Source organism: Leisingera sp. ANG1 (assembly GCF_000203975.2).
Classification (GTDB): Bacteria; Pseudomonadota; Alphaproteobacteria; order Rhodobacterales; family Rhodobacteraceae; genus Leisingera.
Genome location: NZ_AFCF02000001.1, coordinates 1001187 through 1027950, shown reverse-complemented (window position 1 = coordinate 1027950; position 26764 = coordinate 1001187). Strand labels below are relative to the sequence as shown.

Genomic DNA, 26764 nt, shown 5'->3' with positions numbered 1-26764 from the left:
TACCTGTAGGTCAAATGTCCTAGATTCCATTTAGGTTAAACGTCCTAGGGGTGGAGATGCCACAGCCAGCAACCAAAGACCGGATCGCCGAAGCTGCGGACCAGTTGTTCTATGAGCGCGGGTTCGAGGCCACATCCTTTGCGGATATCGCTGCGGCGGTCGGCATTTCCCGCGGCAATTTCTACTATCATTTCAAGACCAAGGACGAGATTCTTGAAGCGGTGATCGCGCGCCGGATGGTCAATACCCGCGCCATGCTGAACACCTGGCAGACGGAAGGCGCCGGCCCGGAGCAGCGGATCACCTGTTTCATCCGCATCCTGATCGCCAACCAGGCCAAGATCACCCTTTATGGCTGTCCGGTCGGGACGCTGGTGGCGGAATTGGGCAAGCTGAACCATGCGGCGCAGGATCAGGCCAGTGCAGTATTCACCCTGTTCCGCACCTGGCTCTGCCGCCAGTTCGAAGAGCTGGGCTGCGGCACGGAATCGGACGCCCTAGCCATGCACCTGCTGGCACGCAGTCAGGGGGCTGCAACGCTGGCTCAGGCTTTTGGCGATGTGGATTTCATCAACCGCGAAGTGGCGCTGATGCAGGACTGGCTACGCGGTCAGCTGCCACAGGATTATCCCCGTTAATACGCATCACAGGAGACAAACATGTATTTCATTTTGCTGACATTTGCAGAGCAGAAGGGCCGCCTGGCCGAGTTTCTGGATGGCCACAAAGCCTGGCTGCAGCAGGGGTTCGAGGACGGGGTTTTTCTTGCTGCCGGCTCCATGACCGATGGCGAGGGCGGCGCGATCCTCGCCGTGGGCGAAAGCGAGGAGGACCTGTTCGCCCGTGTCGCGCAGGATCCTTTTGTGACCGGCGGCGTGGTGGAGCCGGAGATCATCGGCGTGGCGCCGACCATGATGGATCCCCGGCTGGATTTCCTGCGGGGCGGCGAATGAGCCGCATTTTCACAGCCGCCGATGGCCATCCCCGCTGTGCCTGGGCTGACTCGGCGCCGGATTTCCTGCGGTACCACGACGAGGAATGGGGCTATCCGGTGGGCGAGGATATCCGCCTGTTCGAGAAGGTGTGCCTGGAAAGCTTCCAGTCCGGTCTCAGTTGGCGGACCATTCTGGACAAGCGCGAGAACTTCCGCGCCGCCTTTGCCGGGTTTGATTTCAACAAAATGGCGGAATTCGGCGTAGCGGATGTGGAACGGCTGCTGCAGGACAAGGGCATCATCCGCCACCGCGGCAAGATCGAAGCGGTGATCAACAATGCTGCGCGCGCCCAGGAGCTGGTGGCGGAGGCGGGCTCGCTGGCAGCGTTTTTCTGGAGTTTCGAGCCGAAGGCGGAAGACCTGCCGGAGCCGCAGACCGTCTCCACCAGTCCTGAATCCGTGGCGCTGTCCAAGGCGCTCAAGAAACGCGGCTGGAAATTTGTCGGCCCCACTACCGCCTTTGCCTTCATGCAGGCGATGGGGCTGATCAACGACCACGCCCGTGGCTGCATCTGCCGGGACAAGGCGGCTGCAGCGCGTGCGGCGTTCACCGTGCCGCAGATGAAACCGGCGGCCTGAAACCTGTCCGCGCCGGGCCGTAAGGCCCGGCGCTACGCCCAACGGGAGCGGATCTGCCCGGCAGATCCGGCGACGGGCGGGAGAACACGGCCAGCCTGCTCGGGTTAGACTTCGATTGCCTTCATCACTTCCGGCTCAATGACATCGACGCCGGGCAGCCCTTCGGTCAGGTCCTTGGCGTCCTGCTCCAGGACCGGGAAGCTCTTGTAGTGGCAGGGAATCACCGTTTTGAAATTGAAATAACGCTTCGCCGCATAGGCGGCTTGTTTCATGTCCATGGTGAAATGGCCGCCCGCCGACAGGATGCCAACGTCCGGCTTGTAGTAATCGCCCATCCACTCCATGTCGGCCATGATCGCGGTGTCGCCGGACAGGTAGACCGTCTTGCCCTCCGCCATCAGCATGTAGCCCACTTCCGAACCGCCGGTGCGCAGCCCGTCCTGGGTGTTGAAGGTGGAGCTGTGGGAGGCCGGAACCATCGCAACCTTGACCCCGCCCAGATCCACCGTGCCGCCCTTGTTGAACCCGGTAGTCTGCACCCCTTCGGTCTCGCCCCAGAGGCCCATCAGGTCGTATTGCCCCACCACCGGCACTTCCAGCCGTTTTGCCAAGGGCAGCACGTCCACCACATGGTCGAAATGCACATGGGTCAGCAGAATATGGGTGGCGCCGGCAATGGCGGCCTCGTGGCTTTCTTCCGGCAGCACCGGATTGCCGCTCAGCCAGGGGTCCACCAGCAGCACCTGACCGCTTGTTTCGATACGGAATGAGCCGTGGCCCAGCCAAATGATCTTCATCGCATTTCTCCTCCCGTTCTCCTTAGCGGAAGCCTAACAGGCTGCGGGCGAAAAGGAATGCAAACGTGCCGGAAAATGGGTGCGCCACCCCGTTTGCCGCCCGGCCGCCCGTTGCAGGCTTGCAGCGCAGGCGGCACGGCGGTAAATGCCTCAGTAACACCAGATGAGGGTTTCCATGTCGATTGACCAAAGCACCGCCGCCAAGGTGGCCAAACTGGCCCGGATCAAGGTCGAGGACGACGCTCTGCCGGCGCTGGCAGACGAGTTCAACAACATCCTGGGCTTCATCGAGCAGCTGAACGAGGTGGATGTCGAGGGCGTCGAGCCGATGACCTCCGTCACCCCGCAGCGCCTGAAGCGCCGCAAGGACGAAGTCACCGACGGCAGCCAGCAGGACAAGGTACTGGCCAATGCGCCGGACGCCCGCGAAGGCTTCTTCGCAGTGCCCAAAGTCGTGGAGTAGTGAGCAGCGTCTTGGAAACCGTCCGGGGGACGGTTTCAGCTGTGAACGGGCGGAGCCCAATGACATTTGCCTAAGAGAGGCGATAAAATGACCGAACTCAATAAATTGACCCTGGCAGAGGCCCGCGACGCGCTGCGCAAGGGCGATACCACCTCTGTTGAACTGACCGAGGCCTGCCTCAAGGCAATCGACGCGGCTGATGCGCTCAATGCCTTCGTGCACAAGACGCCTGAGCTGGCAATGGAACGCGCCAAGGCTGCGGACGAGCGCATCAAGGCGGGCGATGCCCCCTCAATGTGCGGCCTGCCGATCGGCATCAAGGATCTGTTCTGCACCAAGGGCGTGCCCTCGCAGGCGGCTTCCAAGATTCTCGAAGGCTTCAAGCCGGAGTATGAATCCACCGTCAGCCAGAAACTGGCCGATGCCGGCTCCGTCATGCTGGGCAAGCTGAACATGGACGAATTCGCCATGGGCTCCTCCAACGAAACCTCCGTCTACGGCAATGCCGTCAGCCCATGGCGCCGCGGCAATGACGACGCCCAGCTGACCCCGGGCGGCTCCTCCGGCGGTTCCGCCTCAGCCGTTGCCGCCGACCTCTGCCTGGCGGCCACCGGCACCGACACCGGCGGCTCGATCCGCCAGCCCGCTGCCTTCACCGGCACCGTTGGCATCAAGCCGACCTACGGCCGCTGCTCGCGCTGGGGCATCGTTGCCTTTGCCTCCTCGCTGGATCAGGCCGGCCCGATGACCAAGTCGGTGCGCGACGCCGCCATCATGCTGGAAGCCATGTGCGGCCACGACCCGAAGGATTCGACCTCTGCCGAACTGGCGGTTCCGGATTTCGAGGCGATGCTGACCGGCGACATCCGCGGCAAGAGGATCGGTATCCCCAAGGAATACCGCATGGACGGCATGCCGGGTGAGATCGAGAAACTGTGGGCAGACGGCGCCGAGATGCTGAAGGCCGCCGGTGCCGAGATCGTCGATATCTCGCTGCCCCACACCAAATACGCACTTCCGGCCTACTACGTGATTGCCCCGGCTGAGGCCTCCTCGAACCTCGCCCGTTACGATGGCGTCCGCTATGGCCGCCGCGCCACGCTGGAAGCAGGCGACGGCATCACCGAGATGTACGAGAAGACCCGCGCCGAGGGCTTCGGCCACGAAGTGCAGCGCCGCGTGATGGTCGGCACCTACGTGCTGTCGGCCGGCTTCTACGACGCCTACTACAATCGCGCCCGCCGTGTCCGCACCCTGATCAAGAAGGACTTCGAGGACGCTTTTGCTGCCGGTGTCGACGCAATCCTGACCCCGGCGACCCCGTCCGCGGCCTTTGGCCTGGGCGAGATGACCGAGGCGGATCCGGTGCAGATGTACCTTAACGACGTCTTCACCGTCACCGTGAACTTGGCGGGCCTGCCGGGTGTTGCGGTCCCCGCAGGGCTGGACAGCCAGGGCCTGCCGCTGGGTCTGCAACTGATCGGCAAGCCCTGGGAAGAGGGCGATCTGCTGAACACTGCCTATGCGCTGGAGAATGCGGCCGGCTTTGTAGCCAAACCGCAGCAATGGTGGTAAACCTCTGCGCAAGCAATTGAGCAGAGCTGACAGGTACCCCATGCGCGCATTCGCATCTTACGCCGCCGCAGGCAGCCTTCTGGTTATGGCTGCCTGTTCCCCCCAGGTTCCGGACAGCGCCGCGGGCGTTGGCATCGACGGCGACCCGTTTGCGCCGCCGCCGGCCGCAGGCACCACCATCAATGGCGATCCGCTGGTGCCGCCGGCGCGGGTATCCACCGAGTCGGTGCCGTCCCCGTCAGGGGCGGCGCCACGCAGCGCTGCCGCCACCACTTCGGCCGGTACCTTCAGCACCGCTGCGGCGGCGTCCAGCGATGCCGATATCACCCGCCAGACAGAGGCAGCCCTGGCCGCCTCGCGCAGCAGTTCCAGCACCGGCACTGCACCGCTGGATGCAAGCCCCTCCAACCCGGCGCCGGCGCTGATCGGCAACGCCAGTATTTCGGACGAGAATGACTTTGAGGCGGTTGCCTCCCGCCAGTCGATCGAAAGCGATGCCGCCCGGCTTGAGCGCCAGCGGTCGCAGTACCAGCAGGTGCAGCCCACTGCCGTGCCGCAGCGGGCCGGCGATACCGGGCCGAACATCGTGAAATACGCGCTCAGCACCTCCAACCCCAAGGGGGTGCGCCTCTATACTCGCGCAGGCATCAACCTGAAGGCCCGCAGCGCGCGCAACTGTGCTGAATTCGCCTCGCCGGATCAGGCCCAGATCGCCTTCCTCGAAAGCGGCGGCCCTCAGCGGGACCGCAAGGTGCTGGATCCGGACGGAGACGGCTTTGCCTGCGGCTGGGATCCGGCCCCGTACCGGCTGGCCGTCCAGAACTGATGACGCCTGATACGGGCAGGGCTGATCAGTCAGGCGCCATTTGGCATCCCAGCCCGAACTTCGGGCCGCGCAGGGACGGTCTGACACCGTCCCTGATTGTTTTGCACTACACCGCTATGGACAGTGCGCGTGCGGCGCTGGAGCGGCTTTGCGATCCGGCAGCAGAGGTCTCCGCCCACTACCTGATCGGCGCGGATGGGACCCTCTGGCAGATGGTGGCCGAGGACAGCCGGGCCTGGCACGCAGGCGCAGGAGAATGGGCAGGTCAGGACGACATCAACTCCCGCTCCATAGGCATCGAGCTTGATAACCTCGGTACCCATCCTTTCAGCGCGCTGCAGATGGCGGTGCTCGAAGATTTGATGCAGGGCATCATGCAGCGCTGGAATATCCCGCCTGCGGGCGTGATCGGCCATTCCTGCATGGCGCCGGGCCGCAAGTTCGATCCGGGTCCCCGCTTTGACTGGGCGCGCCTGGCCCGGCAGGGCCTGGCTGCGGATGGCGGGGGCGCACCTCTGCCGCAGACGGTGACCTTCGCGCACTTCCGCGCCGCCGCCGCCACCGCCGGTTTCACGGCGCCTTCCGATGATGAAACGCTGCTGGCCGCCGTGCGCCTCCGGTTCCGCCCCTGGGCGCGCGGCCCGCTCTCTGCTGAAGATTTCCTGCCGCTTGCCTAAGAGACCGGCGGGCTTCTTTCTGGTTTGCAATACCCAGGGGTGAATTGGCCCTGGGGCCAAGAGGGGCAATGCCCCTGCCGCCGAACTATCCGCTTGACGCCGCGCGCCGTTGTTCCTACGCCTCACCCCGCGCAGAAGGCTGGATGGCCGCGGGGAGCGTCCGCTCCGCGAGGAAAGTCCGGACTCCATGAAGCAGCGGTGCCGGGTAATGCCCGGGCGGGGAAACCCGACGGAAAGCGCCACAGAAAACAGACCGCCAGCCTCCGGGCTGGTAAGGGTGAAACGGTGGGGTAAGAGCCCACCGCGCCCCTGGCAACAGGGGCGGCACGGCAAGCCCCACCGGGAGCAATGCCAAATAGGGTCCCCGCGCGGGCAGGTTCCGGTCCGCCGGAAAACCGCCGCTAGGTTCGCTTCAGCCGAGAGGGACCGGGTTGGCAGCTTGAGCGGCGCAGCAATGCGCCGCCTAGACGAATGGCCATCGATCCCTGCCTTACGGGGCAGGGGGGACAGGATCCGGCTTACAGGCCTTCTGCGCGTTTAATCGGCTCATAGACGATGGCCGGCCCGGGAATGCCCTTCAAGTCGAACTCTCCGGCCTCTTGCAAACCCGCACCTATGGCCTGGGCTGTTGTCTCGCACAGCAGGATCTTTCCGCTGTCTGCCTTGTCGCAGAGCCTGGCTGCCAGGTTCGGCGCTGCGCCAATGGCGGCATAGTCCAGCCGCCCTTCGAAACCGATTTGCCCCAGTGTTGCCTCGCCAGTGGCAATCCCGATCCCCAAGCCGATCCGGCTGCTGCCGGTTTGAAACGGTTTCACCGCATCCGGAAAGGCTGCCTGCATCTGTTCTGCCAGATCCAGCGCCCGCCTAGCCGGGTTTTCGCAGGGCAATGGCGCGTTGAACAGGACCAGAAGGCCGTCACCCAGAAACCGCTCCAGCGTGCCGCCGGCCTCCTCGATCAGCGGGCCAGAGACCTGATGGAAGGCGTTGAGCGCGGCAATCACCTGCTCGGGAGCAACCGCATTGGCATATGCAGTAAAGCCGCGCAGGTCGGCAAACAGAACCGTCACGGTGCGGCGCTGGCTGTTCAGCAGGGTGCTGCCGCCGCCTGCATTGACGATCATCGCCGCCACTGGCTCCGGCAGGAAGCGGCGCAGCCTGTTGGTCCGTTCCAGTTCCGCGACTTGCTGCGCCACCTTGCGCTCCAGTTGGCTGTTCCAGGATTGCAGTTCTTCCTTTTGCGCATTGACCTCCTCGTATAGCGCGCCCAGTTCGCGGCTCATGCTGTTCACATTCCGTGCCAGCCCGCCGAATTCATCCCGGTTTGAAACCCTGGCCCGGGCCGTGAAATTCCCGGAAGCGACCGCACTCAGGGTGCGGCCGATCTGCTCCACCGGCCACAGCACCGAGGCGGAAATGGCATAGCCCGCCAGCAGCGACAGCAGCACCGCGGCCACACACGCCCCGATAACCAGGGACCGGGCGCGGGCGTAGGCCTGGGCGGTCTCCTGCGCGCGCAGGTTCATTTCCGCCTCAATCTCCTTCTGGATCGTGTAAGCGCTGCGCTGAAGTCTTTGGGCCTTTGGGACGAACTGCCGCTCTACTAAGTCCATAACAGCGGCGAATTCCCGGTCGTTGCGGCGGTTGATGATGTCAAAGGCAACGCGTGAAAGGCTCTTAGCTTCAGCTCTCAACTCTGCCATGCGGCGGCCTTCTGGCGACTCTTCGCCGCCCAAGCGGCGGACCGCATGGGCCAAGAGCAGCGATAGGTCCTGTGTCTCGTTTAGGGCTTGAACAGAGGGCACGCCCATCCGGCCCGGACGCTCAAGCATGCTGTGCAACGCAAAGGCCATTGCGTCGCTGCTGCTTTGATAGACGCGGTTATATACCGCGATGCGTTCCTGATCGCGGATTAGCTGGCGGGTCCGCTCATTGGCCTGCAGCAGCGTCTGCAAACCCAGCACTGCAAGCACAATCACGAGGCCTGTCCCGGTTAGAAAGGCGGCCAGCAGCTTGTACCGCAAGGAAACCGCCAGACCGGCCACTGCGCGCACCAGAAGATTCGGCTGCTGGGCTGAGTGACTGGACTCCGCGGGTTCGGGCATCGGCAGGGCTTTCGGTCTGTGGCGCGGATCTTCAGCCATTGAAATGGGGCAATCACGGCGGAAGGCTATGTTTCACCGCCCTGATCGGCGGGAAAGCCGCTGGAAGCCCCTGTTGTGCGGGGCGGGCGGGCAGAATTGGCCCTCTGGGGCGGCTTCCGGGCGATTTGGCTGTTGACTTGGGGCACAGGGCGGGTAAAAGCCGGGCTTCAGATAGGAATTTACCGAGAGGCCCCTGCCTTTTCGGACGCAGGAGAAGCACCATGGCGAAGCCGACCACCATCAAGATCCGCCTGAACTCGAGCGCGGGCACCGGCCACTTCTATGTGACCAAGAAAAATGCACGCACCATGACCGAGAAAATGGTTGTGCGTAAGTATGACCCGGTTGTGCGCAAGCACGTCGAGTACAAAGAAGGCAAAATCAAGTAAGCCTTCCTTTCGAGATGATTTCCGGAAACGGGTCGCGCTGCGCGGCCCGTTTTCTTTTGGGGCATGTGGTCCGTATGCCTGCTGCCTTCAATTGTCGGAAAAAGCTGCGCGCATTGTCCTGCGCCCCGGCACCTTCTCGCCCCATTTCACGCCTAGCCTGATGCCCTGGGTGAACAAATGAACGGGTGGATGTGCAGTGCGGGTTTTCTTCTTGGCAGCGGTAATGTCAGTGGCCGGGGCACCGGTTTCCAGTTTCTTTGAGACCAAGGCGGCGGTGCCGCTGCCCCCGGCGGTCAGCGTTGAGCCTTTGCCCGCAGCTGGAACTGCCGGGGAGGGCGGGACAGCCCGTCAGGTGGTTGCCGAGCATAGCGTCGGCATCAACGGACGCAGGCTGGCCCTCAGTGTGATGCGCGAGGGCAGCGCCGGTATTGCGGTGCTGAGCGCAGCCGGAACCAGTGCGGTGCCTGTATTGCCTGAGATTGCCGAGGTGCAATTGCTGAACTTGATCCGCAGCGTCTCAGGCTGCCGCGTGTACGGCGGCCTCAGTGAGCTTGCGGGCCGCCAGGGCATTGTTGCCATCTCCGCCGGCCTCGACTGTTCCGGGGGCTGACCTCAGGCGCGCCACTCTGCCACGGTCAGCACAGGTTCCATCCCCATGCCCTGCATCAGCGCGGCGGAGGCGCTGTTGAACGGCGCATAGGTGGCCGCAACCACGGTCGCGCCTTCCGCCAGCGCCCGCGTCCTCATGACCTCCACCAGCGCCTTGCCAACACCCATCCGGCGCCAGGCTTCGGTGACGGAGATATGGTGCAGCATGGCGCGTTTCTCCGCCGCCCTGATGGGCAGGGCGGGGCGGTCCTGCAGTTCATAAATCAGGTAGCCCAGCAGCGCCCCCTGCGGGCTCTCAGCAGCTAGTGCATGGACGTTGTCCCCCTGCAGCCAGTCCTGCAGCCAGGCAGCCAGATCGCCGCTGCCAGGGGCCGGTACATGCCTCTCCGGCTGATGTTCCGCGTGCAGTGCGTGCAAGTCCTGCAACAATGGCAGCAAACGGCCTGCCTCGGACGCCGGGATCTCAATGATTTTCATGGGTGTTCCCCTTGTTATTGTTGTTCAAATGAAAAGGGGCGGATCGTTGAGATCCGCCCCTCGCTGTTTGGAATGTGGCCTGCGGTTATTCGCGGTTGCCAAGCAGCTGGAGCAGCATCATGAACATGTTGATGAAGTCCAGATACAGGCTCAGCGCGCCCATGATCGCGGACTTTGCCAGCCACTCCTGGTCGCCGGCATGGGCCATCTGCAGGTAGTCGTTCTTGATGCGCTGGGTGTCATATGCGGTCAGGCCCGCAAAGATCAGCACGCCGATCACCGAGATAGCAAACGCCATGGCGGAGGACGCCAGGAAGATGTTGACGATCGAGGCCACGATCAGGCCGATCAGGCCCATGATCAGGAAGGAACCCATGCCGCTAAGGTCCTTCTTGGTGGTGTAGCCCACCAGCGACAGGCCCGCAAAGGCGATGGAGGTGATCAGGAACACCTGCACGATGCTTTCGCCGGTGAAGACCAGGAAGATCGAGCTGATCGACAGGCCCATCACGGTGGCAAAGACATAGAACAGCAGCTGCACGCCGGCCGCGGACATACGGTTGGCGGCGGCACCGATGCCGAAGATGAAGGCCAGCGGGGCAAACATGATCACCCACTTCAGCGGCGAGGCATAAAGCGCATAGCCGATGTTGGTCAGGTATTTGTCAGCGCTCAGCTGGGCCACGGCGTTGGCCGGGTCAGAAGTAACAGCCAGCCCGGCAATCGCCCAGGCGGCCAGGAAGGTGATGAACGTGCCTGCCGACATGGTGGCATAGACTTTGTTCATATGGGCGCGGAGGCCCTCATCAATCTGCTGGGCGCGGGCGCCGGCGGCAGAGCGGATGGTATCGAATTGTGCCATTTGGAATGGTCTCCGTAATCTACTCCCTCGCTGCCGGCACACGAACAGGACCGCGGGCCGCAGCTTTCCTGCCAAATATCGGGTGAAGCGGAGTTCGGTTCAAGTATTTCGGACAAAGAAATACATGAAAAACAACAAAACGGGCCGCGTTGAAGCGGCCCGTCTGCAAAGGTGCGCACGGTAAAGTCGGAGCTTACTCAGAAACTCCAGTGATCCGGCGCCTTCCAGAACCCGCCGCGGGCCTCCGCGTCCGCCTGGGCGCGGGTCACGCCGATGTCCTCCAGCGCGCGGGCGTCCAGCCGGGACAGCTGGCGGCGCTGGCGCCAGGCAGCCAGATGCAGCCGCAGGCGTGCGGTCAGGGAAAGCTGCGGTTTCACGCGGTGGCAAGAGGTGGTGCAGGCAGAGGTTGCGAGGGTCATGGGCTTGGTCCTTCAGTTGAGTTTGTGATGCATCCCTTCTGGGTGATCAATTGTGTTGATGAATATGGGCCTCTGTGGCATATTTTTAAAACGAATGTTTTTGATCCAATGAATCAGGTTTTGTGATGGTAAGAAATCTCGATATCACCACGCTCCGCTCCTTTGTGGCGGTGGCGGAATACGGCGGGGTAACCCGCGCCGCGGGTTTCCTGCATCTGACCCAGTCGGCGGTCTCGATGCAGATGAAGCGGCTGGAGGAGCTCCTGGGGCTGGAACTGCTGGACAGATCCGGCCGCACCATTGCGCTGACGGCCGAGGGCGAGCAGATGCTGGGTTATGCCCGCAAGATGGTGGCGCTGAACGATGAAGTGATCAGCCGGCTGACCGATCAGGCCTTTGAGGGCGAGGTGCTTTTGGGGGTGCCGCATGATGTGGTGCACCCGGTCATCCCGCAGGTGCTGAAGCGGTTCAGCCTCAGCTATCCACGGGTTAATGTGAACCTCTGCACCTCCAACACCCGCGATCTGAAGACCGAGTTTGCACGCGGTGCCTTCGACCTGATCCTGACTACTGAGACCGGTGCGGGTGAGGGGGCAGAGAAGATCCACAGCATGCCGCTGCGCTGGGCCGGCGCGCCGGACGGATCGGTCTGGCGGCAGCGGCCCCTGCGGCTTGGCTTCTGCCGCAACTGCAGCTTCCGCCCGGTCGCCACGGCGGCGCTGGATGAGGCAGGCATCGAATGGGAAATGGCGCTGGACAGCGATTCCGACCGCACGGTTGAGGCGACAATCAGCGCCGACCTGGCGGTTGGGGTACTGATGGAAGGCACCCAGCCGTCTTATCAGGAACTGATCGGCCCGGGCTGCGGCCTGCCGGAGCTGCCGATGCAGCATATCAACCTTTACGGGGCAGAACGCGTGCATGCGCCCTATGTCGAGGAACTGGCGGAGTTCATCCGGCAGGGGTTCCAGGGACTATGGTCCACGCCGCTGCGCGCCGCCAGCTGAGCCGCAAGCAAGGGAGAGCTCCCGCGCCCACAGGCTGCCCTGGCTTCGCCAGTGCATCCTTGGCGGCCTTGGGCCAGGCTCAGCGCCGCAGGCGCTGAGCCTGGCCCAACCGCTGCGGTGCATTTTGCAGAAATGCTCTGTCTGCGGGCGGGAGCCCTGACTGCTGCCGCTGGGCCTGTCAGCTGCCGTCCATGGTGATCACCACCTTGCCGGTGGATTTGCGGCTGCGCAGCAGTTCCAGCCCTTCGGCGGCCTGCGCCAGCGGCAGCGTGTGGCTGATATGCGGCTTGATGCGGCCTTCGCCATGCCAGGCGAACAGTGTCTCAAACGACTTGCGCACCGCATCGGGCCGGAACTTCATGTAGCCGCCCAGATAGAAGCCGATCACCGTCAGGTTCTTCACCAGCAGGTGATTGGCCGGGATCTGCGGCACCTCTCCGCCGGCAAAGCCCACCGGCAGCAGCCGCGCACCGGGGTTGGCGGACCGGAAGGCGGCTTTCCACACATCGCCGCCCACCGCATCATAAACCACATCAGCGCCCCCAAGCGCCTTGACCGCATCGCGCAGGTCCTCGCCGGCGTCGATCAAATGATCGGCGCCGGCAGCATCGGCGACATCCAGCTTGTCCCGGCCGCGGGCCTGGGCAATCACCGTTGCCCCCATCAGCTTGCCGATTTCCACCGCCGTCAGCCCGACGCCGCCCGCGGCACCGGTTACCAGCAGGGTCTCGCCGGGTTGCAGGCGGGCACAGTGATCCAGCGCCATATGGCTGGTGCCATAGGCAATCTGCATCGCCGCGGCATGTTCGAAACTCATCGCATCCGGAATCCGGATCAGCCGGGCGGCATCAAAGACACCTGCCTCCGCCAGCCCGCCGGCGCCGCTGAACACTGCGACCCGGTCGCCAATTTCAAAGCCTTCCGTGCCATCACCAAGCGCCGTCACCACCCCGGCCGATTCCAGCCCCAGGGTAAAGGGAGGCGCAGGGGTGTCCTGATAGGTGCCCTTCATCATCAGAAGATCGGCAAAGTTCAGCCCGCAGGCACGCAGCGCAACAGCGGCCTCGCCTGGACCGGGTGCCGGGCATTGCGTTTCCGTCAGGGTTGCTGGTCTGTCAAAAGCGGAGACTTGGAAAGCCTGCATGTGTTCTCCTCACCTTTTGCGGGAATCGGCTTGATTCGCCGGGGCACACTGCCGGTGTGCCGCTGCAGCTTACACCTCGCTATTTCTGGGGAGGTACGCGATCCGCAGCCGCTTGGCAATAAAACGTTTGGAAAAATGCTGCGTGAAATCATGATCTTGGGTTGCAAGTCCCCGTCAAGGGCGACGGCAGCCTTGCAATCAACCGCAAGGGTTGTACACTTTTGCTCAGAGGTTGAAGACTGATCGTGCTGATGGGGATCGTGCTTCCGGCAGGCATACGAAGCTGCCAGAGCACTTTATTGGTAGAGCGGTCCGGAATTTGGCCAAATTGACAGTTAGGAGAAACGCATGGCTCATCCCGTAGACGTGCACGTGGGAAAGCGCATTCGCCACCGCCGGTGGCTGATCGGTATGACACAGCAGCAGCTTGCCGAGCAGGTCGGCATCAAGTTCCAGCAGATCCAGAAATATGAAACCGGTGCCAACCGGGTCAGCGCCTCCCGTCTTTGGGATATTTCCGACGCGCTGGAAGTTCCGGTGAGCTTCTTCTTCGAAGGCTTGCAGGAAGAGGGCAAGGCCCCGGCTGAGAAAGCCTCCGTGCCTGAGGACCTGATGGGGGACAAGGAAGCGCTGGACCTGGTGCGTTCCTATTACTCAATCCCGGAAAACCAGCGCCGCCGCCTGTTTGAACTGGCCCGCGTGCTGAGCGACGTTGCCTGAGACGGGGCAGGGCCCGGATCACAACCCGGGCCTGACAGGAATTTGCAGCGCAAAACCGGTGAGTGGCAGGGTTTGCGCTTGCAATGACAGCGCCTGGGTGGCACCCGTTCGGGTATGACACAGGCATCACTCACGGACCTAGACGTAGCGAACAGGATGGCAGACGCGGCTCGCGCTGCCATCCTGCCGCATTTTAGAGCCCCCTCCTTGAATGCCGAGAACAAGCTCGTCGGCGGATTTGATCCGGTGACCGTAGCCGACCGGGCCGCCGAGCAGGCGATGCGGGCGGTCTTGGCAGATCTGCGTCCCGAGGACGGTATCCTGGGTGAGGAGTTCGGTGCCGCGGCCGGCAGTTCAGGCCGCACCTGGGTGCTGGACCCGATCGACGGCACCCGCGGCTTCATTAGTGGCACGCCGACCTGGGGCGTGCTGATTGCGCTGTCGGATGACAACGGCCCCTTCCTCGGCGTGATCGACCAGCCCTACACCGGCGAGCGTTTCTGTGGCGGAGCAGAGATTGCCTCGATGACCGGTCCGCTGGGTGAAATGCCTTTGCGGACCCGCGGCACAGCGGCGCTGTCGGATGCAATCCTGTTCACCACCTTCCCTGAGGTCGGAACCGCGGAAGAGCGTGCAGGCTTTGAACGCGTGGCGGCGCAAGCCAAGCTGACCCGCTATGGCATGGATTGCTACGCCTATGCGCTGGTGGCGGCAGGGCAGGCGGATCTGGTGATCGAGGCGGGCCTCAACGCTTATGACATTCAGGCGCCGATTGCGGTGATCCAGGCGGCGGGCGGCGTTGTCACTGACTGGCAGGGCAACCCGGCCCACAACGGCGGCCGCGCCTTGGCGGCAGCCAATGCGGAAATCCACGCCGCCGCGCTGGAACTGCTGCGCCAGACGCAGACGGGTTGAAACCGGCGGCCCCGGTCTATAGTCTCCAGGCAGGCCGGTTCTTCGCCCGTTTTCCATCGGCCGATCACACATTCCCATGAAGCGGGCTGTCTATTGGAGTGTGTGGATATGACAGAGATCCTGATTCAAAACGCTGATACCGTCCTGACCATGGACGATTCCCGTCGTGTTCTGCACGGTGCTGATGTGCTGATCCGTGGCGGAGTGATTGCCGCAGTGGGGCAGGGGCTTCAGACCCGCGGAGAGGTGGTCTCCGGCCGCGGCTGCGTGGTCACCCCCGGGCTGGTGAACACCCACCACCACCTGTACCAGAACCTGACCCGCGCGGTGCCGGGCGGACAGGACGCGCTGCTGTTCGGCTGGCTGCAAACGCTGTACCCGATCTGGTCGCGCTTTGGCCCGGACGAAATGTTCATCTCCGCTCAGTTGGGCCTTGCCGAACTGGCGCTGTCTGGCTGCACCCTCAGCTCCGACCACCTGTACCTCTATCCCAATGGCGCCCGGCTGGAGGACACCATCCATGCCGCCCGCGACATCGGTGTGCGGTTCCATCCGACTCGCGGCGCCATGAGCATCGGTGAAAGCGACGGCGGACTGCCTCCGGACAGCCTGGTCGAGGAAGAGCGCGCCATCCTCGACGACATGATCCGGGTGGTGGATGCTTTTAATGATCCGTCCGAAGGCGCCATGTGCCGCGTCGGTCTGGCGCCGTGCTCGCCGTTTTCAGTTAGCCGCGAGCTGATGCGCGACGCCGCGCTGCTGGCCCGTGACAAGGGCGTTATGCTGCACACACATCTGGCCGAAAATGACGAGGACATCGCCTATTCCGAGGAGAAATTCGGCTGCCGCCCCGGCCAGTACGCAGAGGAGCTGGGCTGGACCGGCGATGATGTTTGGCATGCCCATTGCGTGAAACTTGACGTGCAAGAGATTGATCTCTTTGCCAGAACCCGCACCGGCGTCGCCCATTGCCCCTGTTCCAATTGCCGCCTTGGCAGCGGCATAGCGCCGGTGCGCGCGATGCGGGATGCAGGCGTGCCGGTGGGGCTGGGCGTGGACGGCTCCGCCAGCAACGACATGGCCAGCCTCTCAGCGGAGGCGCGCCAGGCCATGCTCTTGCAGCGGGTTGCAAACGGGGCTGACGCGATGAGCGCTTATGAAGCGCTGGAGATCGCCACCCGCGGCGGCGCTGACGTGCTGGGCCGCCCTGATTGCGGCCGCTTGGAGCCGGGCAAGCGCGCCGACATCGCTATTTGGGACACCAGGGGTGTGGCCTCCAGCGGAAGCTGGGACGCGGCGGCGCTGCTGCTGGCCGGCCCAGCTCAGGTCAAGCATCTGTTTGTCGAGGGCAAGCAGATTATCCGCAGCGGCGAGCTGACCACCCTGGACTTGCCGCAGTTGATCGAACGCCACGGCCAGCTGGCGCAACGGCTAATGCAGTGAGAGATCCGGCCTTCATCTGGCTGAAAGTATCCCCGCAGCAGGCAGAGGCGCATCAGCGCCTCTCCTAAACCTGCCGGCCGCCGATCCAGACCTCGGCAATCGCCCGGTCATCGCCCATCATTATGGTCGGGAACACCGCTTCCCAAATGTCTTCGGCCCGCGCTGACCGCTGGGCGATGGCCGGAGTGGAGGCGAGGTCCAGCACCACCAGATCCGCTTCCATGCCTGCCGCGATGTTGCCGATCTTGCCTTCCAGCCGCAGCGCTGTGGCCGAGCCTTGCGTCGCCAGCCACAACAGCTGCGCCGCGTGCAGCGGGGTGCCGCGCAACTGGCCAATCTCATAGGCCGCTGCCATCGTGCGCAGCATCGAGAAACTCGACCCGCCGCCGGTGTCGGTGGCAAGGCCGATCCGCTGGCCTTCGGCCATCAGCCCGGCCATGTCAAAAAGGCCGGAGCCGATGAAGGTGTTCGACGTCGGGCAATGGATCAGCGCCGCGCCGTAGTCCCGCAGCCGGTGCCGCTCGCGTTCCTCCAGATGGATGGCGTGGCCGTAAAGCCCCTTGGCGCCCAAGAGGCCGAACTCCTCATAGGTGTCCAGGTAGTCGCGGGCCTGCGGGAACAGCGATTTCACCCACTCGATCTCATCGGTCTGCTCGCTCAGATGCGTCTGCATCAGGCATTCCGGGTGCTTGGCCCAGAGCGCGCCCATTGCCTCCAGCTGTTCCGGGGTCGAGGTTGGGGAGAACCGTGGTGTGATGGCGTATTCCAGCCGGTCCACCCCGTGCCAGCGCCCGATCAGCGCGTCACTATCGTCATAGGCCGATTGCGCCGTGTCCCGCAGCCCTTCCGGCGCATTGCGGTCCATGCAGGTCTTGCCCGCAACCACTCGCTGCCCGCGCGCCTGCGCCGCAGCAAAGAATGCATCCACGCTCTCCGGGTGAATGGTGCAGTAGCTGCAGACCGTAGTGGTGCCGTGCGCCGCGGTCAGATTCAAATAGCGGTTTGCGATTTCATCCGCATAGGCGCGGTCGCCGAACCTCATTTCCTCCGGGAAGGTGTAGCTGTTCAGCCAGTCGATCAGCCGCTTGCCCCAGCTGGCGATGATTGCGGTCTGCGGGTAATGCACATGGGCATCGACGAACCCCGCCATGATCAGCTTGCCGGAATGATCCACGGTCTCCGCCTCCGGCAGCAGCGCCTGCATCTCTGCCAGCGTCCCGACCCCTGCAATCCGCCCGTCCTGCACTGCCACCGCGTCCAGCAGCCGGGCCGCGTCCTCTGGGCGCTCGCCTGCAAAGGGAGACACGGAAAAGGCAAGAACCTGCCCCTTCAGGATGTAACCGTTGCCCATGCGCTGAACCCTTTCCTTGCAAAATGGCTCCGCGCAGGATACCCGCCGGAAGGGCGCGGGTAAATTGCAGCATTGCCATTGTTTTCCGGTGGCGGCCTCTTCTATTTTGCACGCAAAGACCAATAAATTCGGGGGGCATCAGATGAGCAGCGGCGACAACATCACCGGCGACCAGTCTCAGGAAGATGCCTATGACCTCGACCGCAAGATGGTCTCGCAGGTTCTGGAGGCGGTAGAGCAGGGCGATCAGAAGGCTCTGACGGAACTTCTGGAAGATCTTCACGCAGCCGACATCGCCGACCTTCTGGAACAGATCGATTCCGATGACCGGATCAGCCTGATCCGGCTTTATGACCGGGAATTCGACGGCGAGATCCTGTCGGAGCTGGACGAGAGCATCCGCGAAGAGGTGATCTCGATCCTGAACCCGATGGTTCTGGCGGATGCGGTGCGGGAACTGGACAGCGATGACGTTGTCGACCTGCTGGAAGACCTGGAGGTGCCGCAGCAGGAAGCCATCCTGGATGCGCTGGAAGACGCCGACCGGGTCGCCGTCGAACAGTCGATGAGCTTTCCGGAAAACTCCGCCGGCCGCCTGATGCAGCGCGAGGTGGTGATGGCGCCCGAACATTGGAATGTCGGGCAGGCTATTGATTTCATGCGCAACTCCGACGATTTGCCAGAGCAATTCTACCATGTTGTTTTGGTCGATCCGCGCCTGCATCCGGTTGGCAACGTGACCCTGGGCCGGATCATGGGCGCCAAGCGCCATGTGACGCTGACCGACCTGGTCGAGGACACCTTTCAGGTCATTCCCGCCGATCAGGACGAGGAAGACGTGGCCTATGCCTTCAACCAGTACCACCTGATCTCGGCCCCGGTGGTCGATGACGAGGGGCGGCTGGTTGGCGTCATCACCATCGACGATGCCATGATCGTGCTGGACGAGGAGCACGAGGAGGACATCCTCCGCCTCGCCGGTGTTGGCGAGGAAAGCTCGCTTGCCGACCGGGTGATCGAAACCACCAAGCGGCGTTTTCCCTGGCTGGCGGTGAACCTGGTGACGGCGGTGCTGGCTTCGCTGGTGATTGCCCAGTTTGAGGCGGCGATTGCACAGATTGTGGCGCTGGCCGTGCTGATGCCGATCGTCGCCTCCATGGGCGGTAACGCAGGCACCCAGTCGCTGACAGTTGCGGTACGCGCCATTGCCACACGTGACCTCACCGGCTCCAACGTCTGGCGGGTGATCCGGCGGGAAGTGCTGGTGGGGCTGGTCAACGGGGTGATCTTTGCCATTGTCATGGGCCTGGTGGGGCTGGCCTGGTTCGGCTCGCCGATGCTGGGCGTGGTGATTGCCGTCGCTATGGTGGTCAATCTGGTCGTGGCGGGGCTGGCGGGAACGGTGATCCCGGTACTATTGGAGAAAACCGGAATTGACCCGGCGCTGGCCTCTGGTGCCTTTGTGACCACCGTGACCGACGTGGTGGGCTTTTTCGCCTTCCTGGGCCTTGCGGCCGCTCTTTTGCTCTAGGAGACCGCCATGACGGATCTGACTGAAATCAAGGCCGCCGCCCGCAAAGCCGCCTTTGCCCGCCGCAAGGAGGCGCACGCCCGCAATATCCCTGGCGCCGCAGGCCACCTGTCGGAAGTGCTGGCCGGCTACCGCGGCGTGCCGTTGTCGGGCTACATGCCGATCCGGACTGAGATCGACCCCGTGCCCGCCATGGCAGAAGCCTCAGCCCATGGGCCAGTTGGCGTGCCGGTGATCCTGGGGCAGGGTCAGCCTTTGAAATTCAGCCGCTGGCAGCCCGAAGGCGCGCTGCGCGAGGGGCCTTTCGGTGCCATGGTTCCTGAGGTGGATGACTTCTTTGAGCCGGAAATCCTGGTGGTGCCGCTGGTTGCCTTCGATTCCAAGGGCGGGCGGCTCGGCTATGGCGGCGGTTTCTACGACCGCACGCTGGAACTGCTGCGCGGCAAGCGGGGCACCTTGGCGATCGGCTTTGCCTTCGATGCGCAGGAGGCAGAGGACCTGCCGCTGGAGCCCACCGACCAGCCGCTCGACATGATCGTCACCGAAAGCCGCATTCTGCAGTTCTAATCCGCTAGCCGGGCGCAGGTTCTGCGGATCGCGGCTTCGAAGAAGGCGAGGCGCGCCGGCGGCGCCTCCTGCTTCTGCCGGACCAGCCACAGGTCATCCTCCAGCGGCGCCTTCAGCGCCGCGGTGCGGAAGGTTCCTTGGCCCTGCTGCGCCAGAACAGCGCTTTGCGGCAGGATGGTGTAACCGGCCCCGGCAGATACCGGGCTCAAGATTTGGCCGATCTGGTTGAGGAAGGCGCGCCTGCGCAACCCGGCGGAGCCGCGATAGTCAGGATAGTTTGCCGCCAGCAGCCGGTCTGCCAGGGCGGCGGCGTCAGGGTGGTCAACCAGCCCCAGTTTCTGCAGCGTTTCAAACTCAGGCCTGTCTGCCGCATCTGACGGCAGGATCAGGTTCAGCCGGTCGCGCCCCAGCCGCTCCGCCATCAGCCGCGGCGCATCCAGCTCACGGTGCAGGATGCCCAGATCCAGCTCCCCGGACAGCAGTAGCGCTTCGATGGAGGCTTGCGGTGCCGCCTGCAGCGACAGCGTCAGTTCCGGCCAGCGCGCCAGATGCACCTCCACCTCGGCGTAGATCAGAACCGCCAGCCCGCCGGGGCAGGCGATGCGCACATGGCCGCGGCCGGGATCATCCTGTCCCAGGTCCTGGCGCAGCGCGTCTTCTTCAGCCTGGCGCCTGCGGCCTAGAGCGGCCACCGCAACGCCTGCGTCCGTCAGGCTGAAGCTTTTGCCGTGGCGGACCAGCAGCGGTGTGCCCACCTGCTGCTCCAGTTTCTTGATGTGCTGGGTAACCCCGGGCTGGGTCATGTTCAGCCGCGCTGCGGTGCGTGTGAAACTGTCCAGTCTGCTCAGCACAGTGAAGGTTTCCAGCCAGGTGGCATTCAGCATCTTTGGCTCATTTTGTTATGGATCGCATAATGAATGATAATTTTTCCTTCTTCTCCTGCAACCCTATCTCCGGGTGGCAACAAGCAAAACACCATCCAAGGAGACTATGATGCTGACCGCCCCGCGCAGTTTTTCCCACATCGGCCTGTCTGTTCCGGACCTGGACGCCGCAATGAAATTCTATGCAGAAGTCATGGGCTTCTACGTCATTATGAACCCAACCGAAGTGGTGGAGGAAGACAGTGACATCGGCCGTATGTGCACGGATGTGTTCGGGGCCGGCTGGTCGCGGCTGCGCATCGCTCACCTGTCCACCGCCGACCGCGTCGGCATCGAATTGTTCGAATTCGATGGAAATTACGCGCCGTCCGACAATCTGGACTACCGCCGTCACGGCCTCTTCCATTTCTGTGTGCAGGACCCCGACGTCGAGGGCCTGGCGCAAAGGATCGTCGCGGCCGGCGGCAAGCAGCGGATGCCGGTGCGGGAGTATTATCCGGGCGAAAAGCCCTATCGCATGGTCTATGTCGAAGACCCGTTCGGCAACGTGTTCGAAATTTATTCGCACGGCTACGAACTGACGTATTCGGCGGGCGCCTACAGCTGAGCCGGGCGCCACACCGATGCGAAAACGCACTGCGGGGCCTTGCTCTTTGGCGCCGTGTTGCCTACCAGCCGGGCATGCGTATTCTTTTCCTTGGCGATGTGATGGGCCGCGCCGGGCGCCGTGCCATCACCGAAACCCTGCCGCGTCTGCGGCAGGAGTGGCGGCTCGATTTTGTGGTGGTGAACGGCGAAAACGCCTCCAACGGCATGGGGCTGAGCGGCGAGCACGCCAAGCTGTTGCTGGATGCGGGCGTCGACTGCCTGACACTGGGCGATCATGCCTTTGATCAGAAAGACATGTTACAGTTCATCGAGAAAGAGCAGCGCATCATCCGGCCTCTGAACTTTGCCAAAGGCGCGCCGGGCCGCGGCTACAGACTCTTCAACGCGCCGGGCGGACGCAAGGTGCTGGTGGTGCAGGCGCTGGGGCAGGTGTTCATGAAACGCGCCTTCGACGACCCCTTCGGCGCAGTAGAGGCGGTGCTGAAGTCGCACCCGCGCGGCGGGCTGGCGCAGGCGGTCATCGTCGACATGCACTGCGAGGCAACCTCGGAGAAGATGGCGATGGGCCACTTCTGCAACGGCCGCGCCTCGCTGGTGGTGGGCACCCATACCCATGTGCCGACAGCGGATGCGCAGATCCTTTCGGAAGGCACCGGGTATCTGACCGACGCCGGCATGTGCGGCGACTACAATTCCGTCATTGGCATGGACAAGGCCGAACCGATGCGCCGCTTCCTGACCGGCATGCCCAAGGCCCGCTTTACCCCGGCAAATGGCGAGGCGACGCTGTCCGGCGTGTTTGTCGAGACCGACGACCGCACCGGGGCCGCCAAGAAGATTCGCATGGTGCGCAACGGCGGGCTGCTCGAGCCAGCGGCCCCCTGAACGGGACCCGCCGCCGCTGCAAGCACCAGCAGACGGGAGAATTGACGCTAAAGCCGCGGATTTCCGGGCAAAATGCCCTTTCCGCGCCGTTGGGCATCTGCTTTGCCGGAAATTCTTGCTCAGCCCTCTGGTTTCGGGGAAACTGCGCGATGGCGGGGCGTAAACCCCGCCTTTAACAACATGGGCAAAGTCACGGTTTATGCAGTACTTCCAACTTGGTGACACCGGCAGCGCATTTCTGGCGCTTGCAATTGTCCTGGCGATGTTCGTGGCGTTTCTCCGGGAAACCTATCCAACCGAAGTGGTGGCGCTGACCGGCGTTGCTGCGATGCTGGCCACCGGCGTTTTGCCCTATGGCGAGGCGCTGCCGGTTCTGTCCAACCCGGCACCCTGGACCATTGCCGCGATGTTCATCATCATGGGCGCTCTGGTGCGCACTGGTGCACTCGACGCCTTCACCCAGATCGCCAAGAAGCAGGCAGAAGTAAACCCGAAACTGGCCGTCGCTCTGCTGATGGCGTTTGTCGTCACCGCCTCCGCCGTTGTGTCCAACACGCCGGTGGTGGTGGTGATGATCCCGGTCTTCATCCAGATCGCCCGCACCCTCAACGTCTCTGCGTCCAAGATGCTGATCCCGCTCAGCTATGCGGCGATCCTGGGCGGCACCCTGACGCTGATCGGCACCTCGACCAACCTGCTGGTGGACGGTGTGGCGCGGGCGCAGGGGCTGAAGCCCTTCACCATTTTTGAGGTCACCCCGCTGGGCCTGATCCTCGTCGCCTACGGCATGGTCTACCTGCGCTTCATCGCGCCGCGCCTGCTTCCTGCGCGCGACAGCATGGCAGAGCTGCTCAGCGACAAATCGAAGATGAAATTCTTCACCGAGGCGGTGATCCCGCCCGAAAGCAACCTCATTGGCCGCGAAGTCACCGGCGTGCAGCTGTTCAAGCGCCCCGGCGTGCGCCTCATCGACGTGATCCGCGGCGACGCCTCTCTGCGCCGCAATCTTCAGGGGGTGGAGCTGCAGGTCGGCGACCGGGTAGTGCTGCGGACCCGGATGACAGAGCTGCTGAGCCTGCAATCAAACAAGGAACTGAAGCGGGTCGATCAGGTGTCCGCCATCGAGACCCAAACCGTCGAAGTGCTGATTACCCCGGGCTGCCGGATGGTGGGCCGCAGCCTGGGCGCCCTGCGCCTGCGCCGGCGCTATGGCGTCTATACGCTGGCGGTGCACCGGCGGAACCAGAACATCGGCGTGCAGCTGGACGATCTGGTCGTGCGGATCGGCGATACCCTTCTGCTGGAGGGCGCGCCCGCCGATATCCAGCGCTTGGCGGCTGACATGGATCTGGCCGATGTCTCGCAGCCGACCCAGCGGGCCTACCGCCGCAGCCACGCACCAATCGCTGTTGTTGCGCTCCTGGGCATCGTGCTGCTGGCCGCCTTTGGCGTCGCACCGATCCTGATGCTGTCGCTGCTGATGGTCTCGCTGGTCTTTATCACCCGCTGCATCGACGCGGATGAGGCATTTTCTTTTGTCGACGGGCGTCTGCTAGCACTGATCTTCTCGATGCTGGCCATCGGTGCCGCGCTGGAAAGCTCTGGCGCGGTGGCCCTGATTGTCAACGCCATTGCGCCAGCCTTGTCGATGCTGCCGCCGTTCCTGCTGGTTTGGGCCGTCTATCTCCTGACCTCAGTGCTGACGGAGCTGGTGTCCAACAATGCAGTTGCCGTGGTCGTCACCCCGATTGCAATTGGGCTGGCACAGGCCATGGGCGTCGATCCGCGCCCTCTGGTGGTGGCGGTGATGGTGGCGGCCTCGGCCTCTTTCGCAACCCCGATCGGCTATCAGACCAACACGCTGGTCTACGGCCCGGGCGGATACAAGTTCACCGATTTCCTGCGCGTCGGTATCCCGCTGAACCTGACCGTTGGTATGGTGGCCTCGCTGCTCATCCCGTTCTTCTGGCCGCTCTGAGCCCTCCTAGAACAGAAAAAGGCGGCGAAAAGCCGCCTTCTGTGACCCCGGTTACATGAAACTGTTAAACTATTGCCCATATGGAGAGGAGCAGTGTCTTCATAAGGTCCAAGACCATGAGTTTCAGAAAAGTGTTTTTGTTTGTCGTCCTCGCCGGCTCCACCGCAATTGCGCTGGTGTCGCAAGCCCAGACCAGCGGCGCCGCCCGCGCGCATCCGGTTCAGCAGGAGCAACCGCAATAAGCGGCAGCCGGTGCGTGGCCCTCAAAGGGGCCAGAACACCAGAATGGCGGGAATTGACACCGCGATGACCAGCGCTTCCAGCGGCAGTCCCATCCGCCAGTAGTCGCCGAAATGGTAGCCGCCAGGTCCCAGCACCAGCGTATTGTTCTTGTGCCCGATCGGGGTCAGGAAGGCGGCAGACGCGGCAACTGCCACAGCCATCAGAAACGGATCGGGCGAAACACCCAGCGTTTCCGCCATCTGGATGCCAACAGGCGCTGCCACAATCGCCGTGGCAGTGTTGTTCAGCACATCCGACAGGGTCATGGTGACCACCATCAGCACCGTCAGCACTGCCCAGGCGGGCAGGCCCGCGGTCAGCCCGGTCAGCGCATTGGCAATCAGCGCCGTGCCGCCGGATGTGTCCAGCGCCGCCCCCAGCGGGATCATTGATCCCAGCAGCACCACCACCGGCCATTCCACGTGGTCATAGATCTCTGCCACCGGCAGGATCTTCAGCAGAACATAGCCGATGGCCACCAGCCCCAGCGCCACAGGCAGGTACAACAGCCCGACAGAGGCTGCGAGCACCGCTGCGGCAAACAGCCCGATGGCGGCCCAGGTCTTGTCGTTCGCTGTGACCGACAGGCCGCGCGCCGCCAATGGCAGGCAGCCCAGCCAGTCGGCCACATCGGCGCTGCGCCCCCGCGGTGACAGCAGCAGCAGAATATCGCCGGCCTGAACCTCTGTCTGACGGATATGGCGGGTGATCCGCGTGCCCTGGCGGGAAATCCCCAGCAGCACTGCGCTCTGCCGCCAGGCCAGCCCGACGGACTGCGCCGTTCGCCCCCGGATGCGGGCGGTCTCCGGCACCACCAGTTCCGTCAGCTCCAGCCCTTCACCCGCCGCCGTCAGCTTTTCGGACCGTGCGGCATCAGCAAACTCCAGCTTGAGCGCGCTGCGGAACTCATCCAGCGCCTCGGGTTCCGCCTCGATCACCAGCGTATCGCCTTCGCGCAGCGTCGCCGCGGCGGAGCGCCCATAGCGCCGCTTGCCGTCCCGGATCAGGCCCAGGATCGCTACATCGGCCTTCTCGGCCTCTTCGTCCAGTTCCCCCAGCCGCTTGCCAATCAGCTCAGATCCGCCGCCCACCGTCAGCTCGGCGATATAGGGCGCCAGCTGCGCTTCGGACGCGCCGGCCGCATTCTCCCGCGCTGGGATCAGCCGCCAGCCGATCAGCGCGACAAAGGCAAGCCCCGCCAGCGCGGCAATGCCGCCGACCGGGGCGAAATCGAACATCTTGAACGGCTCCCCCAGCGTCTCGCCGCGGATCGCGGCAATGATGATGTTGGGGGGCGTGCCGATCAGCGTGACCATGCCGCCCAGGATGGTGGCAAAGGACAGCGGCATCAGGCTCAGTCCCGGCGCACGGCCTGCCTTGCGTGCGGTCTGAATGTCCACCGGCATCAGCAGCGCCAGCGCCGCCACATTGTTCATGAAGGCCGACAGCACGGCGCCAACCCCGCCCATCAGCGCGATGTGGCCGCCCAGGCCCCGCGCACTGTCTATCAGCGTCCGGGTGATCAGGAACACTGCGCCCGACCGCACCAGCCCGGCAGAGACGATCAGCACCAGCGCCACTACCAGCGTCGCAGGGTGCCCGAAGCCGGCAAAGGCGTCTTTGGCTGGCACAACCCCCAGCACCACGCCCGCCATAAGCGCGGCAAAGGCCACCAGATCGTAGCGGAAACGCCCCCACAACAGCAGGGCAAAGACAGCAGCAAATAACGCAAACAAAACAGCTTGATCATATGTCATGGCGCCAGCTTATCCCCGAAACCCCGCGGAACAAGGGCAAAGCGGGGCAGGGGCGCTTGAAAGCCGGCACATCCCAAGGCTATATGGGCGCCAATTCAGATATACAGCAGCAAGGATGCACCATGGCAGGCCATTCAAAATGGGCTAACATTCAGCACCGCAAGGGCCGTCAGGACGCGGCGCGGTCAAAACTGTTTTCCAAGCTGGCCAAGGAGATCACCGTGGCCGCCAAGATGGGCGACCCCGATCCCGACAAGAACCCGCGTCTGCGCCTGGCCGTAAAAGAGGCCAAGAGCCAATCCGTCCCCAAGGACGTGATCGAACGCGCGATCAAGAAGGCCATCGGCGGCGACGCCGAGAACTATGACGAAATCCGCTATGAGGGCTACGGCCCCAATGGTGTTGCGGTGATCGTCGAGGCGATGACCGACAACAAAAACCGCACTGCCTCCAACGTGCGCTCCACCTTCTCCAAGAACGGCGGCAACCTGGGCGAAACCGGCTCTGTCGGCTTCATGTTCGAACGCAAGGGTGAAGTCACGTACCCGGCCTCCGTTGGCGACGCCGACACCGTGATGATGGCCGCGATCGAAGCCGGTGCAGAAGACGTCGAAAGCGCCGAGGACGGCCACATCATCTATTGCGCCGACAGCGACCTCAACGACGTCTCCAATGCGCTTGAGACCGAGCTGGGCGAATCCGAATCGACCAAGCTGGTCTGGAAGCCGACCACCACCACCGAGCTGGACCTGGAAGGCATGCAAAAGCTGATGAAGCTGGTCGATGCGCTGGAAGACGACGACGACGTTCAGCGCGTCACCACCAATTTTGAGGCCACCGACGAGGTCATGGCGCAGCTCTGAGCCAGCGCCTGAAATGAATT

At 63.6% G+C, this 26764-nt stretch carries 28 protein-coding genes, 1 other RNA gene and 1 pseudogene; 21 read left to right on the top strand and 9 right to left on the bottom strand.

Annotation, left to right across the window (positions count from 1 at the left end; translation table 11 throughout):
• Window positions 1-56 precede the first annotated feature (56 nt).
• The 3 genes from GC1_RS05120 to GC1_RS05110 are packed head-to-tail and all read left to right on the top strand — an operon-like array spanning window position 57 to window position 1573.
• Entirely contained in the window at window positions 57-638 is a 582-nt protein-coding gene (locus GC1_RS05120; RefSeq protein ID WP_029204766.1) for a TetR/AcrR family transcriptional regulator, read from the top strand.
• A gap of 21 nt (window positions 639-659) precedes the next feature.
• Entirely contained in the window at window positions 660-953 is a 294-nt protein-coding gene (locus tag GC1_RS05115; RefSeq protein ID WP_019295737.1) for a YciI family protein, read from the top strand.
• Window positions 950-1573, top strand: a complete 624-nt coding sequence (locus GC1_RS05110) for a DNA-3-methyladenine glycosylase I (protein ID WP_019295736.1) — start codon at window positions 950-952, stop codon at window positions 1571-1573. The genes GC1_RS05115 and GC1_RS05110 overlap by 4 nt, the downstream gene beginning before the upstream one ends.
• Before the next feature lie 104 nt (window positions 1574-1677).
• Here GC1_RS05110 and GC1_RS05105 read toward each other — a convergent pair whose 3' ends face one another.
• A complete protein-coding gene (locus GC1_RS05105) occupies window positions 1678-2370 on the bottom strand; it encodes a metal-dependent hydrolase (protein WP_019295735.1) in 693 nt (230 codons plus the stop codon).
• 175 nt (window positions 2371-2545) lie between these two features.
• Here GC1_RS05105 and gatC point away from each other — a divergent pair, with 175 nt between their 5' ends.
• From gatC to rnpB, 5 genes are all read left to right on the top strand, one after another.
• Entirely contained in the window at window positions 2546-2833 is a 288-nt protein-coding gene (gene gatC / locus GC1_RS05100; RefSeq protein WP_019295734.1) for an Asp-tRNA(Asn)/Glu-tRNA(Gln) amidotransferase subunit GatC, read from the top strand.
• An 87-nt stretch (window positions 2834-2920) separates the two neighbouring features.
• Window positions 2921-4408 (top strand): Asp-tRNA(Asn)/Glu-tRNA(Gln) amidotransferase subunit GatA, encoded by a 1488-nt coding sequence (gatA, locus tag GC1_RS05095; RefSeq protein ID WP_019295733.1) that lies wholly within the window; start codon window positions 2921-2923, stop codon window positions 4406-4408.
• A gap of 40 nt (window positions 4409-4448) precedes the next feature.
• On the top strand, window positions 4449-5234 hold the full coding sequence (locus GC1_RS05090) for a hypothetical protein (RefSeq protein WP_019295732.1): 786 nt from the start codon (window positions 4449-4451) through the stop codon (window positions 5232-5234).
• On the top strand, window positions 5234-5911 hold the full coding sequence (locus GC1_RS05085; protein WP_019295731.1) for an N-acetylmuramoyl-L-alanine amidase: 678 nt from the start codon (window positions 5234-5236) through the stop codon (window positions 5909-5911). Before GC1_RS05090 ends, GC1_RS05085 begins: the two co-directional genes overlap by 1 nt.
• A 131-nt stretch (window positions 5912-6042) precedes the next feature.
• An RNA gene (gene rnpB, locus GC1_RS21870) (RNase P RNA component class A) lies at window positions 6043-6448 on the top strand.
• A gap of 86 nt (window positions 6449-6534) precedes the next feature.
• On the opposite strand, the pseudogene GC1_RS23000 reads toward rnpB, so the two are convergent.
• Window positions 6535-7434, bottom strand: a pseudogene (locus tag GC1_RS23000) (adenylate/guanylate cyclase domain-containing protein); the annotation flags it as partial.
• An 839-nt stretch (window positions 7435-8273) separates the two neighbouring features.
• Between GC1_RS23000 and rpmG the strand changes: the two are divergent.
• Together rpmG and GC1_RS05070 are read left to right on the top strand one after the other, a co-directional pair.
• Complete coding sequence (gene rpmG / locus GC1_RS05075) at window positions 8274-8441, top strand: 50S ribosomal protein L33 (protein WP_008554190.1); 168 nt, start codon at window positions 8274-8276, stop codon at window positions 8439-8441.
• Between the two features lie 223 nt (window positions 8442-8664).
• Entirely contained in the window at window positions 8665-9051 is a 387-nt protein-coding gene (locus GC1_RS05070; protein ID WP_019295729.1) for a hypothetical protein, read from the top strand.
• Between the two features lie 2 nt (window positions 9052-9053).
• Here GC1_RS05070 and GC1_RS05065 read toward each other — a convergent pair whose 3' ends face one another.
• The 3 genes from GC1_RS05065 to GC1_RS05055 form a co-directional block, all read right to left on the bottom strand.
• Window positions 9054-9527 (bottom strand): GNAT family N-acetyltransferase, encoded by a 474-nt coding sequence (locus GC1_RS05065; protein ID WP_019295728.1) that lies wholly within the window; start codon window positions 9525-9527, stop codon window positions 9054-9056.
• A gap of 85 nt (window positions 9528-9612) precedes the next feature.
• Complete coding sequence (locus GC1_RS05060) at window positions 9613-10389, bottom strand: Bax inhibitor-1/YccA family protein (protein WP_019295727.1); 777 nt, start codon at window positions 10387-10389, stop codon at window positions 9613-9615.
• Between the two features lie 197 nt (window positions 10390-10586).
• Window positions 10587-10808, bottom strand: coding sequence for a DUF1127 domain-containing protein (locus tag GC1_RS05055; RefSeq protein ID WP_019295726.1), 222 nt, complete (start codon window positions 10806-10808; stop codon window positions 10587-10589).
• 125 nt (window positions 10809-10933) lie between these two features.
• On the opposite strand from GC1_RS05055, the gene GC1_RS05050 reads away from it, so the two are divergent.
• Window positions 10934-11815 (top strand): LysR family transcriptional regulator, encoded by an 882-nt coding sequence (locus GC1_RS05050; protein WP_019295725.1) that lies wholly within the window; start codon window positions 10934-10936, stop codon window positions 11813-11815.
• A 178-nt stretch (window positions 11816-11993) separates the two neighbouring features.
• Here GC1_RS05050 and GC1_RS05045 read toward each other — a convergent pair whose 3' ends face one another.
• Window positions 11994-12959: an NADPH:quinone oxidoreductase family protein gene (locus GC1_RS05045; RefSeq protein ID WP_019295724.1), complete on the bottom strand. Its 966-nt coding sequence runs from the start codon at window positions 12957-12959 to the stop codon at window positions 11994-11996.
• A 348-nt stretch (window positions 12960-13307) separates the two neighbouring features.
• Here GC1_RS05045 and GC1_RS05040 point away from each other — a divergent pair, with 348 nt between their 5' ends.
• The 3 genes from GC1_RS05040 (at window position 13308) to GC1_RS05030 (ending at window position 16037) form a co-directional block, all read left to right on the top strand.
• Window positions 13308-13679, top strand: a complete 372-nt coding sequence (locus GC1_RS05040; protein ID WP_019295723.1) for a helix-turn-helix domain-containing protein — start codon at window positions 13308-13310, stop codon at window positions 13677-13679.
• Between the two features lie 114 nt (window positions 13680-13793).
• The gene (gene hisN / locus GC1_RS05035; RefSeq protein WP_029204765.1) at window positions 13794-14594 is read left to right on the top strand and encodes a histidinol-phosphatase; all 801 of its coding nucleotides are present in this window, start codon (window positions 13794-13796) and stop codon (window positions 14592-14594) included.
• A 108-nt stretch (window positions 14595-14702) separates the two neighbouring features.
• Window positions 14703-16037, top strand: coding sequence for an 8-oxoguanine deaminase (locus tag GC1_RS05030; protein ID WP_019295721.1), 1335 nt, complete (start codon window positions 14703-14705; stop codon window positions 16035-16037).
• A 64-nt stretch (window positions 16038-16101) separates the two neighbouring features.
• On the opposite strand, the gene guaD is transcribed toward GC1_RS05030, so the two are convergent.
• Window positions 16102-17388, bottom strand: coding sequence for a guanine deaminase (gene guaD / locus GC1_RS05025; protein WP_019295720.1), 1287 nt, complete (start codon window positions 17386-17388; stop codon window positions 16102-16104).
• A 142-nt stretch (window positions 17389-17530) separates the two neighbouring features.
• On the opposite strand from guaD, the gene mgtE reads away from it, so the two are divergent.
• Both mgtE and GC1_RS05015 read left to right on the top strand, forming a co-directional pair.
• Window positions 17531-18919 carry a magnesium transporter gene (gene mgtE, locus GC1_RS05020; RefSeq protein ID WP_019295719.1) on the top strand — a complete coding sequence of 463 codons (1389 nt, stop codon included), beginning with the start codon at window positions 17531-17533 and terminating at the stop codon, window positions 18917-18919.
• A gap of 9 nt (window positions 18920-18928) precedes the next feature.
• Window positions 18929-19486: a 5-formyltetrahydrofolate cyclo-ligase gene (locus tag GC1_RS05015; RefSeq protein ID WP_019295718.1), complete on the top strand. Its 558-nt coding sequence runs from the start codon at window positions 18929-18931 to the stop codon at window positions 19484-19486.
• Here the strand turns inward: GC1_RS05015 and GC1_RS05010 are convergent.
• Window positions 19483-20370 (bottom strand): LysR family transcriptional regulator, encoded by an 888-nt coding sequence (locus GC1_RS05010; protein ID WP_019295717.1) that lies wholly within the window; start codon window positions 20368-20370, stop codon window positions 19483-19485. The two genes, GC1_RS05015 and GC1_RS05010, sit on opposite strands and share 4 nt — an antisense overlap.
• 109 nt (window positions 20371-20479) lie before the next feature.
• Between GC1_RS05010 and GC1_RS05005 the strand changes: the two genes are divergently transcribed.
• From GC1_RS05005 to GC1_RS22950, 4 genes are all read left to right on the top strand, one after another.
• Complete coding sequence (locus GC1_RS05005; protein ID WP_029204764.1) at window positions 20480-20977, top strand: lactoylglutathione lyase family protein; 498 nt, start codon at window positions 20480-20482, stop codon at window positions 20975-20977.
• 74 nt (window positions 20978-21051) lie between these two features.
• Complete coding sequence (locus GC1_RS05000) at window positions 21052-21864, top strand: TIGR00282 family metallophosphoesterase (RefSeq protein WP_019295715.1); 813 nt, start codon at window positions 21052-21054, stop codon at window positions 21862-21864.
• Window positions 21865-22063: 199 nt separating this feature from the next.
• Window positions 22064-23842, top strand: coding sequence for an SLC13 family permease (locus GC1_RS04995; RefSeq protein WP_019295714.1), 1779 nt, complete (start codon window positions 22064-22066; stop codon window positions 23840-23842).
• A gap of 116 nt (window positions 23843-23958) precedes the next feature.
• Window positions 23959-24084 (top strand): hypothetical protein, encoded by a 126-nt coding sequence (locus GC1_RS22950; RefSeq protein WP_272946426.1) that lies wholly within the window; start codon window positions 23959-23961, stop codon window positions 24082-24084.
• A 21-nt stretch (window positions 24085-24105) separates the two neighbouring features.
• On the opposite strand, the gene GC1_RS04990 is transcribed toward GC1_RS22950, so the two are convergent.
• Window positions 24106-25881, bottom strand: coding sequence for an SLC13 family permease (locus GC1_RS04990; RefSeq protein ID WP_019295712.1), 1776 nt, complete (start codon window positions 25879-25881; stop codon window positions 24106-24108).
• Between the two features lie 122 nt (window positions 25882-26003).
• Here GC1_RS04990 and GC1_RS04985 point away from each other — a divergent pair, with 122 nt between their 5' ends.
• The gene (locus tag GC1_RS04985; protein ID WP_019295711.1) at window positions 26004-26744 is read left to right on the top strand and encodes a YebC/PmpR family DNA-binding transcriptional regulator; all 741 of its coding nucleotides are present in this window, start codon (window positions 26004-26006) and stop codon (window positions 26742-26744) included.
• Window positions 26745-26764: the final 20 nt, after the last annotated feature.